The organism is Achromobacter sp. CSND-B12 (genome assembly GCF_052906545.1).
In genome coordinates, this window is the sequence record NZ_JBREGJ010000001.1 from 6225100 (window position 1) to 6240163 (window position 15064).

Here is a 15064-nt window from a genome sequence, read left to right on the forward strand (position 1 = left end):
TCGATGAGCAACGAGGATCGGATCAAGGGTTGGCGCGCGCGGAGAAAGGACAGCAGCTACGCGGTGGGTTCGGGCGTCGCCGCGTGGCGCCTGGATCCCGCCGCGCTGTTCGAGGCGAAGGCCGAGCCGGCCGTGCTGTTCAGGCCTTTGCTGGCGCGCCTGCAGGGCGAGCCGCATGACTCCGTGGCCGCCCGGCGGGCGGTGTACGAGGCGGTGCAGGAGGAGCTGGACGCGGAGATTGCGCGCGCCAAGGTCGACGAGACGCTGGCGGACTTCTCCCGGCGGCGCCTGCGCATCATCGTGCGCCTGCTGGAGCAGGACATCCGCGCGGGCGTCGACGTGTTCGCGCCGGGCTATATGCCGGCCCGGCTGGTGGCCGAGGACCGGCGCCTGGCCGAGGCGCACGCGCGGCGCGAGGAACGGCGCAGGCAGGAGGAGGCGCGGGAGGCCCGCCGCGAGGCGTCGCGCAACGACGTCGCGCTGGAAATGGAGCTGCCCCCGGGGGAGGCCGGCGACCTGGATATCCTGCGGGAGCGGCTGCGCGGGTTGCATGCCGGGCATCATCCGCGCCTGGCCGGCCGCGGCTGGCCAGGCGGACGCACGTTGCTGGCGCTGTTCGTCTACCAGCTGCACGTGATGCACGGCGAGAGCCGCATCGCCCTGTTGTGGGCGCTGGTGGGCCCGGTGGTGCTGCTGACGCTGATTTCGTCGCTGTACATCCTGATGGGCACGCACTACATCCTGGGGATGGACGTGCAGACCTTCTCGCTGCTGGGCGCCACCACCTGGATCATGTTCCGGCAGATCATCTTCAGGAGCAGCACGGCGTACGTATCGGCCCGCGGCCTGTTGAATTTCCAGGGCGTCTCGCCCTTGATGTGCGCGCTGGTGCAGGCGCTGCTGTACGTGTCGGTGTACCTGGTGGTGTTCGTGGTGCTGATCGGCGCCGGCCATGCGCTGGACCTCATCACGCTGCCCAAGAGCTGGCCGGGCTTCATGCTGTACGTGGTGCTGATGGCGTGCTGCGCCGCCGCGATGGGCCTGCTGTTCGGCGCGATCGCGACCTTCTGGCACTTCTTCCTGCGGCTGGCGCCGGTGATCGAGCGCTTCCTGCAGATTTTCTCCGGCGTCTTTTTCGTCTCGGAGCAGCTGCCGGAGCAATTGCGGCCCTGGATGCTGTGGCTGCCGTTCTCGCATGGCATGCAGCTGTTGCGATCGGCCTATTTCGACGCCTACACGTCGCAGGACGCGAGCCTGGGATATTTCCTGACCAGCCTGGTTTTCCTGATGGTGGTCGCCCTGGCGGCCGAGCGGCTGGCCCGTCCCAATATCCAGCCCATGTGAGGAACGACGATGATTCATCTCAATGGCGTGACGGATGAACCCCTGGCCTTCGGCAGCCGGCAGGCGCTGCTGGCCGGCGCCCATCTCGACATTCCCGTCGGCCGCTACGCCTTGCTTTCGCCCGCGCCGGAGCTGCATCGCCAGATCATCGACCTGCTGTGCGGCCTGCGTCCGCCGCGCCAGGGCTTCGTGCGGCACGAGGGCAACGTGTCCTGGGCCATCGGCCGGCAGGGCTTCATCCGTGGCAAGGCCAACGGCCTGAGCATGATCGAGCTGGTGAGCCAGATGTACGAGATCGATGCCGATGCGACGTACGAACTGGTGGCCGACCTGATCAGCGACCCCAGGAGCCTGAGCCGGCCGATGGAACATTGGCCGCTGTATGCGAGGCAGGAGTTTTCGTTCGCGCTGGCGCTGGCGCCGGCGTTCGACATCTACGTGATCGAAGGGGCGATTCCCTTCGAACCCTGCCGTTTCACCCGCCTCTGGCTGGCGCTGTTCGAAGAACGCCTGGTCGGCAGGACGCTCATTCTTTCCAGTTACCGCCAGAATCAATTGGCGGACTATTGCCTGAAGGGCCTGATTTATGAACGAAGCGCACTCCGCATCGAAGACGACCTCGACCAGTGCATCAGTAAGTTCCCCCCGCGACGATCACGCAGCGAATCCGGAACAGGCGACGACGTCTTCGGCGGCTTCGACGAGGGCCAGCTCGGCTTCTGAGAGCGGTTCCGAGATCGAGCGCCGGCGCCGCGAGCGGCAGGCCGCGCTGGACGAACGTCGCCGGCGCCGCTGGGTCAATGCCTTCATCGTCGTCGCCCCGGTCGCCCTGGCGCTGGTCTACGTGCTGTTCGTGGCCACGCCGCGCTACGAAGCGGAATCGCGCTTCTTCGTGCAATCGGGCTCGGGCCAGCAGGGCGGCGGCGCCATGGCGGCCAGCCTGCTCACCACGGGGAATTCGGGCGGCATGCTCGGCGGTTTCGTCGACGGCTGGGCCGTCAGCGATTTCCTGCGGTCGCGCGACAGCATGCGGCAGCTGGACAAGAAGGTCGGGTTGCGGCAGTACCTGCGCAACGCCGGCCTGGACCCGGCCAACCACCTGTCCGAGGATTCGAGCGAGGACGATCTGTATCGCGCCTACCGGGCCTCGGTCCAGGTTTCCTTCAATGCGCTGGAGCAGATCGACGTACTGCGGGTGCGCGCGTATTCGCCCGAAGACGCCGAAATGCTATCGAAGGCCTTGATCGGCCTGGCGGAGGACTTCGTCAGCTCCATGAACGAAAAGGGCGTGGCGGACAAGCTGAAGGTCAGCGAGGAATCGGTCCGGCAGGCCGAGCAGAAGGCGCTGGCCGCGCGCGAAGCCCTGACCTCGTGGCGAACCACGCACGGCAATATCGACCCGACCGCCACGGTGGCCATGCTGCTGAACCTGTCCAGCCAGCTCGAAGCGGAACTGAGCAGCGCCCAGATCAACCTGGACAAGATCCGCGCGCTGGGCAACAAGGACCACTTCATGCTCAAGCCCGCGGAAACGCAGGTCGTGGCCCTGAAGAAACGGCTCGCCAGCGTGCGCCAGCGCCTGAGCGGCGAAGGCAACACGGAAGCGAAACAACTGAAATCCTACGAGGCGCTGCGCAACACCCAGGCCTTTGCGGATTCGAACCTGACGCTGGCGCAGCAGTCGTACCAGCAGGCCGTGACCGACGCCCTGCGCCTGCAGCGTTACCTGTCCATCATCGCGCAGCCGGTCTCCACGGACCGGCCCAGCAGTCCGCGCACCGGCGTGCTGCTGTTGCAGGCGCTGGCGCTGGGCTTCGTGCTCATGTTCGTCCTGCGCGCGGCGATGGCCTTGCTCAGAGGATTGCGCCATGGTTGATACGACGATAGAACGCCCCGGCATCGCCGCGGCACCGGCATCGGCGGCGCCCGCCGCCGTCGCAAACACCGCCGCCAGCGATGCCACCAGCCGCCTGCGCGCGGTCATCAAGCGGATCCTGGAGGCGGACGACCCCTTGCAGGCCATGGCCGAGCTCGGGCCGGCGCTGGCGCGGGTGGAAGAGGGCTGGCGCGATGCGCGCCGCCTGCTGGTGTCGCCGTTCGTGCGGGTGGGGCGACTGGAACCGGCGATCGCCGCGCTGGAACGGCTGGTCCAGGCCTATCCGGCGCGCACCGACGACCGCCGCCTGCTCGCCAGCCTGCTGGGCCGCACCGAGCAGTGGGAACGCGCCATCGCCCAGGCGGACGCCGCCGCCGCCATCGCGCCGGATTCCGCGGCGCTGCAGGCCGCGCGGATTCAACTGCGGGTGCAGGCCGGGCATATCGCGCAGGCGGCCGACGTCGCGCGCGAGACCGCCGCCCTGGCGGCGGCCGCGCCGGGCGACGCGCATTGGTGGATGCTGGCCTTTTCGCGCAACGGCGACGCGGTCGAGGCGGCCGGCATTGCCATGGCCTTGCAGGCCGATGACCTGCCAAACGCGCGCGTGGCGACGGTGGCGGTGCGCGCGCTGCTCGACGACGACCGGGTCGAGGCGGCGATCCTGCTGGGCAATGCTGCGCTGGACGCGGGGCACGATGCCCCGGCGTTGCGCGCATCGCTGGGGCTGGCGCACCTGCGGCGCGCCACGGACGACGACCGCAAAGTGCATGCCCTGGCGCACTTCGAGGCGGGCCTGGAAGCGGCCCCGACCGACGTGCGGCTGTTGACGCTGCACGGAGAAACCCTGCTGCGCGCGGGCCGCTACAAGGACGCCGTGGCGCCGCTGCGCCAGGCCATGGAGCTGGCCCCCGAACTGGAGCAGACACGCGCCCTGTATGCGCGCGCGCTGCGCTACACGCTGCAGTACGGGGAGGCCGCCGATCAACTGCTGCACCTGGTCGAAAAATCGCCCGACAAACAACTCTGGCAGCGCGCCGCCATCGGCGCGCTCTCGCAAGCGGGACGCAAGCAGGAAGCCGAAGCCTTGTTCGAGCGCTATGTCGGGCAACGCGGCCAGGCGCTGCCGCCAACGTTCCAGCAGGCGCTGGAACAACTGGAGCAGAAGCTGGATACCGCGCCCATACCGCAGGCGCGACTGGACTGGGCCTGGTCGCTGCGTGGCGATGCCGGGGCTGATCGCGCGCAATGGGAGCGGCGGGCGCGCTGGGGCCACCTGGTGGATCACCTGCTGTTCGATTGGCTCGAATGCCGCGAAGACAGCGTCGAGGAAGCCATGCAAATGCTGGGCGAACTGGACACCGGCGAACGTTTCTTCGCGCCGCTGCTGGCGGCGGGCCGGGGCGTGGTGGTGGCCACGGCGCACGTCGGCCCCATGTATGCCGGGCTGATGGCGCTGGAACTGCTGGGCATTCCTTCCCGCTGGCTGGCCACCGCGCCCAGCATCGCCCAGAGCAGCTATGCCGCCGCCCTGATCTCCACCGCCGACCAGACCGAGGCGCAGGTCGCCAAGGCCTGCATGCGCGCGCTGGCGGCGGGCAATGTGCTGTGCCTGGCGGTGGACGGCGCGGCCAACCCGGCGGCGCCCCGCACCCAGTTCGAAGGGCAGGCGGTGACCTATTCCAGTTTCGCCGCCCACCTGGCGCACCGCCAGGGCGTGCCATCGGTGTTCTACACCCCGCGCTGGGAAAACGGCCGCGTCGCCTATACGCTGGAGATGCTGCCCGCGGCGGAACCCGGCGAGGACGCCGATGCGTACGCGCAGCGCTGGCAAGAGGCGTATTTCAAACACCTGAGGGCGCATGTGGCCGGTCCGCCGGAAAACCTGCGCCTGAGCGGCGGCATCTGGCGCCACGTGCAGCCCGCGGATCGATCCGCGCGGCCCGCCGGCGCAGTGTTGGGGAGCGAGTTTCGATGAATCCGCGAACGAATTCGAGAGAGAGTATGGGGAGCAGGGCGCCGCAATGGGCCAGGCGCTGGTCCAAGCGGTTGCCGCGCGCGCTGGCCTGGCTGGCGGCGCTGGCCATGCTGTACGGCGGCGCGGCGGCCGCCAACGAGTCCTGCGCCAGCCCGGACGAGCGTTGTCCATTCGTGTCCGCGCTGCTGCAGCAGCGGGAGGGCTATGGCGCCCGCGCCACGGGCGGCCTGGGCGGCCGGTTCATCGAGGTCACATCCGACCAGGATGCCGGACCGGGCACGCTGCGCGCCGCGCTGGCGCAGGCCAAGAAGGGACCCACCTGGATCCGTTTCGCCTCCGACATGACCATCGTGCTGGAATCGCAACTGCGCGTGCCGTCGAACACGACCATCGATGGCCGCGGCAGGCACGTGGCCCTGATCGACGACGGGCTGGGCGTGTATGGCAGCCGGAACGTGATCCTGACGCACCTGACCATCGATGGCCGCCTGAACCGCCTGACGCAGGCGGTGAACATCGCCAACGACAGCCGCGATGTCTGGGTGGACCACATGGATCTGTCGCGCATGTCCGACCGCCTGCTCAACGTGAAGAACGGCTCGACCGACGTGACGATTTCCTGGACCAAGTTCCACAACTCGAACAAGGTCATGCTGCTCAACAACATCACCTCGAAGGACCTGTTCGCGAACTACGAACGTGATTCCATCGCGCGCGTGACGCTGCACCACAATTACTTCTTCAACACGGTGCAGCGCAACCCCAGGGGCCAGTTCGGCACCTTCCACCTGTTCAACAATCTGCTGGAGAATTGGGATTTCTACGGCATGAGTTTCAGCCTGGAGGCCAAGGCGCTGGTCGAAGGCAATATCTTCAACAACGATTCGAAGCGCGAGTGCGTGGAGCCGGAATTCTTCCCCACGGTGGAAGGCGTCAAGGTGAATTACTGCCGCTACATTCCCATGGCCGCCAAGCGCAGCGCGCTGGACAACGGCGCCTCCGACGAGGGCGCCTACCAGCAATTGAAGGCCGTGCACGGCTATACGCGCGACTTCAAGGCATTCCTGCGCCTGAAAGACAACCTCTACCTGGGGGACGCCAAGCCGGTGCTGCAGGACTATCGCCCGGAAGCCGCGCCGACGCCGCCCTATTGCTATGGGTATGAGAAGCCCTCGGCGGAGCTGGCGGAGCGCATCCGCAAGCACGCGGGGAACACCAGCGGCGATACCCCGCTGCCCGCATCACGGGTCGGGACGAACTGCGCAGGGTGACGGGCGGCGATGGGTTTCCCGCCTGCCGCGGGCCGACGCGCGCGTGGCGGGCAAGAGAGCCGGCGGCCTCAGGCCTGGTGCGACAGGGGACGCTCGGGAATCGGCGCGATGCGCTCGGGCGGCGGCGATACCCGCCACGAGGCGCGGCGGCGCAGCGCGCCGAACAGCTTGAGGCCTTGCGGCCAGTCTTCCAGGCCGCTGTCGGCGTTGATGTGGCCGGCGCCCGGAATCACCACCACGCGGCTGCCCCAGTGCTCGGCGAAGGCGCGGGCCCGTTCCAGCCGGCAATAGGGATCGTTGTCGCTGGCCACCACCACGCTCTGGAACGGCAGCGAGTGCCGCGGGATCGGCGCGAAGCCGCGCAGGCATTCCGGGGCGTCGGCGCGCTCGACGTCGGCCGGCGCCACCAGCAACGCGCCGGCGACCTTGGCGCGCAGCGGCACCGGCAGCGCCGCGCTGATCAGGCAGCCCAGGCTATGGGCGATCAGCAGCACCGGGCTGCGGGCCTGGTCGACCTGCGCCGCCAGCGTGGAAATCCATTCCGCGCTGACCGGGTTTTCCCAGTCGCGTTGCCGTACCCTGACCGCGTGCGGCAGCAGGGCCGCCCAGCGCGATTGCCAGTGTTCGGGTCCGGAGTCTTTCCATCCGGGGACGATGATCGGTTGGAGTCTCATGGCGGCCATGATGCCGCGCCGTCTTAGTAACGCAAACGAATAAATGCGCTTTTGCATATACGGCGGCGGGCATAAAGGAAATCGGCCGGGGAGAGGGGCGGCGCCGGGGTCGCCGATGCGGCACCGCAATATCGAAACCTCGCCCAAGTCGGGCCGGAACCCCCTGCAAATGCCGGTATTTTTCAGTGTATGCTTGCCGTGCTAATGCAACGTAACGGGGCGTGACCAACACATTTCCGGCTGTCCGTCCGTGCGAAAACCAACGATTACAAGCCATTAAAGGAGTCCACTCATGAAGCAAGCATTTCGTCTGACCCCGGTCATCGCGGCGCTGGGCGTCGCCGCGGGGTTGGCGTTCAGCGCCGGCGCGCAGGCGCAGACCATCAAGATCGGCGTGGTGGGCCCCACCACCGGCGCGGTCACCCAGTACGGCGACATGGTGCGTGAAGGCGTCGACACGGCGGTCGAGCGCATCAACGCCGCCGGCGGCATCAATGGCAAGAAGCTGGAAACCGTGGTCATCGACGACGGCTGCGAACCCAAGCAGGGTCCGGTCGCCGCCAACCGCGTGGTCAACAGCAAGATCGGCTTCGTCGTCGGCCACGTCTGCTCGGGCGCCACCATCGCCGCCGCCGACGTCTACAACAACGAAGGCGTGGTCATGGTCACGCCCTCGGCCACGTCGCCGGCCCTGACCGACGGCAAGAACTACGAGTTCATCTTCCGCACCATCGGCCGCGACGACCAGCAAGGCCCCGCCGCCGCCAAGTTCATCCTGGAAAAGCTCAAGCCCAAGAAGGCCGCCGTGCTGCACGACAAGCAGTCGTATGGCCAGGGCATCGCCACCGCGGTCAAGAACGACCTCGAAAAGGGCGGCGTGCCGGTCGCGATCTTCGAAGGCATCAACGCCGGCGACAGCGACTACTCGGCCGTCATCACCAAGCTCAAGAGCCAGGGCGTGGACTTCGTCTACTACGGCGGCTACCACCCCGAAATGGGCCTGCTGCTGCGCCAAGCGGCCGAGCAGGGCGTGAAGGCCAAGTGGATGGGGCCGGAAGGCACGGGCAACCCGGACATCAACGCCATTGCCGGCGACGCCGTCGAAGGCATGCTGCTGACGCTGCCGGCCGACTTCACCCAGAACGCCGCCAACGCGGAGATCGTCAAGGCCTTCGCCGCCAAGAAGCGCAATGCGGCCGGCGCGTTCCAGATGACGGCCTACACCGCCACCCAGGTCATCGCCGACGGCATCAAGGGCGCCGGCAGCGAAGACCCGACCAAGGTCGCCAAGTACCTGCACGCCAATTCGTTCGACACGCCGATCGGCAAGGTCAGCTGGAACAAGCAGGGCGACCTGACGAACTTCCAGTTCGACGTGTTCGTGTGGCACAAGGACGGCTCCAAGTCCGTCTACAAGTAAGCACCTAGCGTGCGCCGGGCGGCCTTGCCGCCCCGGACGCGCGCCGGGCGCCAGACCCTTCGGCCGGGCCGGAAGCAGCGTCTTCCCGCCCGGCTTTTGCGTGGGCGGCTGCCTTCGGGAACCGATCGGCCGGTCCCCCGGTCGAACGCCGCTTGCGCGGTTTTGCGTAGAATGCGGCCAAATCGAACTCTCTTTTCCTGTCCGGACACCCCATGACCAAGGCCTTGCTAGTCGAAGACGATCCGAAGCTGTCGCGCCTGATCGCGCAGTTCCTGGAGCAACACGGGTTCAATGTCGCCCAGGCCTACCGCGGCGACCACGCGGTGGAGGCTTTCCGCCGCCATGAGCCGGCCATCACCATCCTCGACCTCATGCTGCCCGGCCGCGACGGCCTGCAGGTCTGCCGCGACCTGCGCGCGTTTTCGTCGGCGCCGATCCTGATGCTGACCGCCCGCGAGGACGACCTGGACCAGATCCTGGGCCTGGAGTCGGGCGCGGACGACTACGTCATCAAGCCGGTCGAGCCGCGCGTGCTGCTGGCCCGCATCCGCGCGCTGCTGCGGCGCCACAGCCAGCTGGAGGAACCGCCGGAGCGCCTGGAGTTCGGGCCGCTGGTCATCGACCGGCGCACCCGGGCGGTGGTGCACGGCGGGGTCGAGGTCGACCTGACCACCATGGAATTCGAAATGCTGTGGGCCCTGGCCAGCCAGGCCGGCCAGGTGCTCACGCGCGACGACCTGCTCAATGCGGTGCGCGGCATCGAGTTCAACGGCCTGGACCGCAGCGTCGACGTCTGCGTCAGCAAGCTGCGCCGCAAGCTGGACGACGACCCGCGCGATCCGGCGCGCATCAAGACCGTGTGGGGCAAGGGCTATCTGTTCTCGCCCAAGGCGCACGAGGACGGCGATGATTAAATTCGTCCTGCGGCTCTTCGTGGTGCTGGCGATCGGTTTCGTGATTTCCAACGAAGTCGTGGACCGCTCCGCCAACTACCTGTTCGAGCCGGTCAGCGACGCTTACACCCGCGAATCGGTGCGCGGGCAGATCCACAGCCTGGTGCAGGAACTGTCGAAGGTCGAGCCGGGCGCCCGCGCGGCCCACATCGAGCAACAGCTGGCGCCGTACTACGGCCTGGGGCTGCGGGTGTTCAACGCCGCGGACTACAACGCCAGCGACAAGGAACGCCGCATCGCCGCCAAGGGCGACTTCTTCATCCGCGACAAGATGCAGACCTTCGTGGCCGCCATTCCGGGGCCGGGCAACCAATGGCTGGAGGTCAAGCTGCCGCCCGAGCCGTCATTCGGCCCGTGGGTGGTGGCGGCGGTGTATTCGGCGCTGGGCCTGCTGCTGTGCGCCTTCATGCTGGTGTGGGCGCTGCCGATCTGGCGCGACCTGGAAGCCCTCAAGACGGCGGCGTTGCGCATGGGGCAGGGCGACCTGCAGGCCCGGGCCCGCCTGTCGCGCCATTCCAGCATCGGCAACCTGGGCGACACCTTCAACCAGATGTCCGAGCGCATCGGCGCGCTGATCAACAACCAGCGCGAACTGACCAACGCGGTCTCGCACGAGCTGCGTACGCCGATCGCGCGCCTGTCGTTCGAACTGGACATGATCGGCCGCGCCGAGGAACCGCTCGAGCGCAAGCGCCTGATCGACGACATGAAAAGCGACGTCGCCGAACTGGACAGCATGGCTTCGGAACTGCTGATGTACGCCCGCCTGGAGCACAAGGGCGATGGCGTCACCCTGCAGCCGCAGGACGCCCGCAGCTGGCTCGATTCGGTTGTGCAGCACGCCGCGTTCCAGGCCGAGCAGTCCGGCGTGCGTTGCGAAGTGGTGCTGTGCCAGGTGCGCGAGGTGCACCTGCATCAGCGCTACATGACACGGGCGTTGCTGAACCTGCTGCAGAACGCCATCCGCTATGCCAGCGGCCGGGTGCAGGTCAGCCTGGTGTCGCCGGCCCCGCGCGAGTATGTGCTGATGGTCGACGACGACGGCCCCCGGCATTCCGGCCGCGGATCGCAAGCGGATCTTCGAACCATTCATCCGCCTGGACGAAAGCCGCGACCGCGGCACCGGCGGCACCGGCCTGGGGCTGGCCATCGTCAGCCGGGTGGCGCGCTGGCACAATGGCAGCGCCGAGGCGGCCGACAGCCCGCTCGGCGGGGCCCGTTTCATCGTGAGCTGGAAGGCGGCCTGAGCGGCCCCGCGGGGCATCCGGCACGCCTTTAACAAACTTCACAATCTGCCCCGGCATTCTTCACAAACTCCATACAAAGCGGGAAAGATCGGCGCGGCATCCCTGACTAGCATGACGGCAGTTCTCCAAAGAGGGTCGTCCGCTCGTCATGTTCACGCTTACCCGCCTGGCCGCCGTTGCCATGCTCCTGATCGTCGCGGGCGGTTGCCAGGGCGTCGCCCCGGCCGCGCCGCCCGCCATCGCCAAGGGCGACTATCCGGCGGTGGTGGCGTACCTGAAGCAGCGCATCGCCTACGACATGGATGCGCAGCGGGTGCCGGGCCTGTCGATCGCGATCGTCGATGACCAGCGCACGGTCTGGAGCGGCGGCTTCGGCTACGCCGATGCGGCGCGCCACCGCAATGCCACCGGCGACACGCTGTACCGCGTAGGCGCCATTTCCAAGATCGTCACCGCCGCCGGCGTGCTGCGTGCCGCCGACGACGGCCGCCTGTCGCTCGACGTGCCCGCGGCCCAGGCGCTGCCGCACTGGGAAGCCGAGCCGCGGCGGGTCGCCATGCACTGGATGGGCACCTATCCGTTCACCGCGCGCCGCCTGCTGGCGCTGCGGCCCGATACGCTGGAAGACACCATGGGCCGGGCCCGCGCCGACATGGGCTACGCCTTGCTCGGCGACATGGTCGCGCACGTGGCCGACGAGCCGTTCGACGCCTACGTGCGGCGCACGCTGCTGCGGCCGTTGAACATCTCCCGCGCCGGTTTCCGGCTTGCGGCCGAAGGCGACGAGGTGCGCGAATTGCGCGCCGCCGGCTACCGCCGCGGCATGCCGTGGACCGAGCAACCGCAGTCCAACGAGGCTGCCGAAGGCCTGTGGGCCAGCTCGGCCGAGATGGCGCGGTTCTCCAGCATGCTGTTCGCCGGCGGCACCTACCAGGGCCGCCGCATCCTCAAGGACGAATCCGCGCTGGCCCTGCTGAATCTGGAGACCGTGGCCAGCGGCATGGAGCTGGAATGCCGCCTGGCGCTGTCGTGGCTGGCGGCGCCGTGCGACCGCGACTACATCGCCGGCGATGCCCTGCGCCAACACAGCGGCGCGACCGAGGCCTTCCATGCGCGCTGGGTGCTGGCGCCGCGCGAAAAGCTGGCGGTGCTGGTGATGAGCAATGCCGATAGCGCCGAGCCGCTGGTGACCTCGGTCTCCAGCCTGGCGATGAACCTGATGCGCCAGGCCAAGGGCGTGGCGCAAGAGTAGGTCCGCGCCGCGATGGCCGCGGCGCGTGTTCGATTTCCCCACAACCTCGTTTCCCGGATGTACTTATGAAGCGATATCCCTCTATGTCCCTGATGCAGCGCCGCGCCGGCGCGGCGTGTCTGCTGGCGAGCCTGCCAGCGTTGTCGTTCGCCGCGGGCGGCCAGCAGGTCGCCGACAACTCGGTCTATGGTTCGCGCGGCGCCAGCTCGCGCGGCATCGAGGTGTCGACCGGAACCGAAAAGCCGGCCGATGAATGGAAGTTCTACGGCACGCTGGGCGTCGGCTACGCGCCGCGCTACAGCGGCAGCGACGAAAGCTCGGCGCTTCCCATCGTCGGCCTGGGCATCCGCAGCCCGGGCGGCTTTTTCCTGAATACCGAGCGCGGCCTGGGCTGGGAGACCCAGGCGCTGGACAGCACCTTCCGCTTCTACCTGGGCGCCAGCGCCTCGCGCAAGGACCGCAAGAAGGGCTTCGAAGGCTCCAACAAGCTGCGCGGCATGGGCGAGATCAAGAGCCGCGCGCAGATCGGCATGGACGCCGAGACCACGCTGGGTCCGGTGACCCTGTCGGCCACGGTGGCGCACGCCTTCAAGAAAAGCAGTGAACACAGCGACGTGGGCAGTGGCTACACCCTGTTCGACCTGGGCGCCAGCACCACCGTGTACGAGGGTTCTGCGGGCGCGATCTCGCTGTCGCTGAACGGCACCTTCGGCGACGGCAACTACATGCGCACCTGGTACGGCGTGAGCGACAGGCAGTCGGCCAATTCGGGCTATCGCCGCTACAACCCCAAGGGCGGGCTGGAAAGCGTGGGCCTGGGCGCGAGCTGGGTGCTGCCGCTGAGCAAGGAGTGGTCGTGGACCGTGGCCGCCGAGGCGCGCCGCCTGTATGGCGATGCGGCCGACAGCCCCATCGTCAAGGAGCGCAACCAGTACTCCATCGGCACCATGGTGACGTACACGTATTGAGCTTGTCCCTTCCCGGACGGGCAGGGTGGCGGCGGGGCCGGCCGGGCGGATTGCCGCCGGCCCCGCGCATTGAGGAGACTTACAGGCCCTGCACGCGGCGGCCGGTGTCGGCCTCGAACCAGTGCAGCGGATGGCGGCCGTCGGGGCCGACGTTGACGCGGTCGCCGACCTTGGCCGAGGACTCGGACAACTGGCGCGTCGTGCAGCGCACCACCAGCGTCGACTTGCCGCAGCGGCAGTGGACCAACTGTTCGGAACCCAGCGTTTCGACCATCTCGACTTCGGCCGGCACGCCCTGCGTGTTCAGCAGCATGTGCTCGGGGCGCATGCCCATGATCACCTTGCGGCCACGCACCTGCGACGGCACCTGCAGCGGCGAGATTTCCAGCGCCAGGCCGTCGACGGTCTGCACCGTGCCGTCGCCCGCGACGTTGACTTCCATCAGGTTCATCGGCGGCGAGCCGATGAAGCCGGCGACGAAGGTCGAGGCGGGTTTTTCGAACACTTCCATGGGCGTGCCGATCTGCTCGGGCACGCCTTGGTACATGACGATCATGCGGTGCGCCAGCGTCATGGCCTCGACTTGGTCGTGCGTTACGTACAGGCTGGTGGTGCCCAGGCGGCGGTGCAGCTTCATGATTTCCAGGCGCATCGCCACGCGCAGCTTGGCATCCAGGTTCGACAGCGGTTCGTCGAACAGGAACACCTTGGGTTCGCGCACGATGGCGCGGCCCATGGCCACGCGCTGGCGCTGGCCGCCCGACAGGGCGCGCGGGCGGCGGTCCAGCAGGTGGGTCAGCTCCAGGATCTGCGCGGCGGCGTCGACGCGCTTCTTGATCTCGTCCTTGGAGAACTTGCGGATCTTCAGGCCGTACGCCATGTTCTCGAACACGGTCATGTGCGGATAGAGCGCGTAGTTCTGGAACACCATCGCGATGTCGCGTTCGGCCGGCTCGAGGTTGTTGACGACCTTGTCGTCGATCACAATCTCGCCGCTGGTCACGGTCTCCAGGCCGGCGACCATGCGCATCAGCGTGGACTTGCCGCAGCCCGAGGGGCCGACGATGACGATGAATTCACCGTCCTTCACATCCATGTCGATGCCATGGATGACCGGCACGTTGCCGGCGTAGGTTTTCTTTACGTTGCGAAAGCTGAGAGTAGCCATGAGTTATTCGTATCGGAGTCGTTGTCGTGGGGGCAGCAGGCCGAAGGCGCGGCGTGGGGGCCTCATTTTTCAGTGTCGACCAGCCCCTTGACGAACCATTTCTGCATCAGGATGACGACCAGCGCCGGCGGGATCATCGCCAGCATGGCGGTGGCCATGGTGATGTTCCATTCGGTCACGCTGTCGCCGCCGCTGATCATCCGCTTGATGCCGATGACGACGGGGTACATGTCTTCCTGCGTGGTCACCAGCAGCGGCCACAGGTATTGGTTCCAGCCGTAGATGAACTGGATCACGAACAGCGCGGCGATGCTGGTCTTGGACAGGGGCAGCAGCACGTCGCGGAAGAAGCGCACCGGACCCGCGCCGTCGATGCGGGCGGCCTCGATCAGCTCGTCCGGCACCGTCAGGAAGAACTGGCGGAACAGGAACGTGGCCGTGGCCGAGGCGATCAGCGGCAGCGTCAGGCCGGCGTAGCTGTTGAGCAGGCCCAGGTCGGCCACCACCTTGTAGGTGGGCGCGATGCGCACTTCGACCGGCAGCATCAGGGTGACGAAGATCATCCAGAAAAAGAACATACGGCCGGGGAAGCGGAAATACACCACCGCGAAGGCCGACAGCAGCGAGATGGCGATCTTGCCGATGGAAATCGCCAGCGCCATGATCAGGCTGACGTACATCATGCGGCCCACCGGCGCGCCGGACGAGCCGCCGGAGGAGCCGCCAAAGAGCGCCTGCATGTAGTTGTCGACGAAGTGCGGACCGGGGATCAGCGACATCGGCGCGGAAGCCACTTCCTGCGCGGTCTGGGTCGACGCGACGAAAGTGACGTAGAGCGGAAAGGCCACCATGGCCACCCCGCACAGCAGGATGACGTGGGCCAGAATATCCAGCCAGGGACGGCGTTCAACCATTG

At 67.6% G+C, this 15064-nt stretch carries 12 protein-coding genes and 1 pseudogene; 10 read left to right on the plus strand and 3 right to left on the minus strand.

From position 1 onward, the window contains the following. Window positions 1-3 precede the first annotated feature (3 nt). The 5 genes from ACUTAG_RS29235 to ACUTAG_RS29255 all read left to right on the plus strand — a co-directional run bounded on the left by ACUTAG_RS29235 (window position 4) and on the right by ACUTAG_RS29255 (window position 6466). Window positions 4-1344, plus strand: coding sequence for an ABC transporter permease (locus ACUTAG_RS29235; RefSeq protein ID WP_045953139.1), 1341 nt, complete (start codon window positions 4-6; stop codon window positions 1342-1344). A gap of 9 nt (window positions 1345-1353) precedes the next feature. Then, entirely contained in the window at window positions 1354-2067 is a 714-nt protein-coding gene (locus ACUTAG_RS29240; protein ID WP_006386434.1) for an ATPase, read from the plus strand. A 121-nt stretch (window positions 2068-2188) separates the two neighbouring features. Beyond that, a complete protein-coding gene (locus ACUTAG_RS29245) occupies window positions 2189-3220 on the plus strand; it encodes a sugar ABC transporter (RefSeq protein WP_006386435.1) in 1032 nt (343 codons plus the stop codon). Beyond that, window positions 3213-5195: a Vi polysaccharide transport protein VexE gene (locus ACUTAG_RS29250; RefSeq protein WP_446650423.1), complete on the plus strand. Its 1983-nt coding sequence runs from the start codon at window positions 3213-3215 to the stop codon at window positions 5193-5195. The genes ACUTAG_RS29245 and ACUTAG_RS29250 overlap by 8 nt, the downstream gene beginning before the upstream one ends. Window positions 5196-5302: 107 nt before the next feature. Continuing rightward, window positions 5303-6466 (plus strand): pectate lyase family protein, encoded by a 1164-nt coding sequence (locus ACUTAG_RS29255; protein ID WP_050807735.1) that lies wholly within the window; start codon window positions 5303-5305, stop codon window positions 6464-6466. Between the two features lie 68 nt (window positions 6467-6534). Here the strand turns inward: ACUTAG_RS29255 and ACUTAG_RS29260 are convergent, their stop codons facing one another. Beyond that, a complete protein-coding gene (locus ACUTAG_RS29260) occupies window positions 6535-7140 on the minus strand; it encodes an RBBP9/YdeN family alpha/beta hydrolase (RefSeq protein WP_026383505.1) in 606 nt (201 codons plus the stop codon). Between the two features lie 292 nt (window positions 7141-7432). Here ACUTAG_RS29260 and ACUTAG_RS29265 point away from each other — a divergent pair, with 292 nt between their 5' ends. From ACUTAG_RS29265 to ACUTAG_RS29285, 5 genes and pseudogenes are all read left to right on the plus strand, one after another. Beyond that, window positions 7433-8560 carry a branched-chain amino acid ABC transporter substrate-binding protein gene (locus ACUTAG_RS29265; protein ID WP_006386439.1) on the plus strand — a complete coding sequence of 376 codons (1128 nt, stop codon included), beginning with the start codon at window positions 7433-7435 and terminating at the stop codon, window positions 8558-8560. Between the two features lie 212 nt (window positions 8561-8772). Then, window positions 8773-9474 carry a response regulator gene (locus ACUTAG_RS29270; protein WP_446650424.1) on the plus strand — a complete coding sequence of 234 codons (702 nt, stop codon included), beginning with the start codon at window positions 8773-8775 and terminating at the stop codon, window positions 9472-9474. Beyond that, window positions 9467-10760 (plus strand): annotated as a pseudogene (locus tag ACUTAG_RS29275) (ATP-binding protein). The gene ACUTAG_RS29270 and the pseudogene ACUTAG_RS29275 overlap by 8 nt, the downstream one beginning before the upstream one ends. A 148-nt stretch (window positions 10761-10908) precedes the next feature. Continuing rightward, complete coding sequence (locus ACUTAG_RS29280) at window positions 10909-12012, plus strand: serine hydrolase domain-containing protein (RefSeq protein ID WP_024068770.1); 1104 nt, start codon at window positions 10909-10911, stop codon at window positions 12010-12012. An 83-nt stretch (window positions 12013-12095) separates the two neighbouring features. Next, complete coding sequence (locus ACUTAG_RS29285) at window positions 12096-12980, plus strand: MipA/OmpV family protein (RefSeq protein ID WP_020927545.1); 885 nt, start codon at window positions 12096-12098, stop codon at window positions 12978-12980. Between the two features lie 79 nt (window positions 12981-13059). Here ACUTAG_RS29285 and ACUTAG_RS29290 read toward each other — a convergent pair whose 3' ends face one another. Together ACUTAG_RS29290 and ugpE are read right to left on the minus strand one after the other, a co-directional pair. Continuing rightward, window positions 13060-14148: a sn-glycerol-3-phosphate import ATP-binding protein UgpC gene (locus ACUTAG_RS29290; RefSeq protein ID WP_006386444.1), complete on the minus strand. Its 1089-nt coding sequence runs from the start codon at window positions 14146-14148 to the stop codon at window positions 13060-13062. Window positions 14149-14210: 62 nt separating this feature from the next. After that, window positions 14211-15062, minus strand: coding sequence for a sn-glycerol-3-phosphate ABC transporter permease UgpE (gene ugpE, locus ACUTAG_RS29295; RefSeq protein WP_006386445.1), 852 nt, complete (start codon window positions 15060-15062; stop codon window positions 14211-14213). Window positions 15063-15064: the final 2 nt, after the last annotated feature.

What these genes read in the sequence shown, in the direction of transcription:
- ACUTAG_RS29235 (WP_045953139.1), top strand. Translation starts at nt 4, where the DNA reads ATGAGCAACGAGGATCGGATCAAGGGTTGGCGCGCGCGGAGAAAGGAC.
- ACUTAG_RS29240 (WP_006386434.1), top strand. Translation starts at nt 1,354, where the DNA reads ATGATTCATCTCAATGGCGTGACGGATGAACCCCTGGCCTTCGGCAGC.
- ACUTAG_RS29250 (WP_446650423.1), top strand. Translation starts at nt 3,213, where the DNA reads ATGGTTGATACGACGATAGAACGCCCCGGCATCGCCGCGGCACCGGCA.
- ACUTAG_RS29255 (WP_050807735.1), top strand. Translation starts at nt 5,303, where the DNA reads ATGCTGTACGGCGGCGCGGCGGCCGCCAACGAGTCCTGCGCCAGCCCG.
- ACUTAG_RS29260 (WP_026383505.1), bottom strand. Translation starts at nt 7,140, where the DNA reads ATGAGACTCCAACCGATCATCGTCCCCGGATGGAAAGACTCCGGACCC.
- ACUTAG_RS29265 (WP_006386439.1), top strand. Translation starts at nt 7,433, where the DNA reads ATGAAGCAAGCATTTCGTCTGACCCCGGTCATCGCGGCGCTGGGCGTC.
- ACUTAG_RS29270 (WP_446650424.1), top strand. Translation starts at nt 8,773, where the DNA reads ATGACCAAGGCCTTGCTAGTCGAAGACGATCCGAAGCTGTCGCGCCTG.
- ACUTAG_RS29280 (WP_024068770.1), top strand. Translation starts at nt 10,909, where the DNA reads ATGTTCACGCTTACCCGCCTGGCCGCCGTTGCCATGCTCCTGATCGTC.
- ACUTAG_RS29285 (WP_020927545.1), top strand. Translation starts at nt 12,096, where the DNA reads ATGTCCCTGATGCAGCGCCGCGCCGGCGCGGCGTGTCTGCTGGCGAGC.
- ACUTAG_RS29290 (WP_006386444.1), bottom strand. Translation starts at nt 14,148, where the DNA reads ATGGCTACTCTCAGCTTTCGCAACGTAAAGAAAACCTACGCCGGCAAC.
- ugpE (WP_006386445.1), bottom strand. Translation starts at nt 15,062, where the DNA reads ATGGTTGAACGCCGTCCCTGGCTGGATATTCTGGCCCACGTCATCCTG.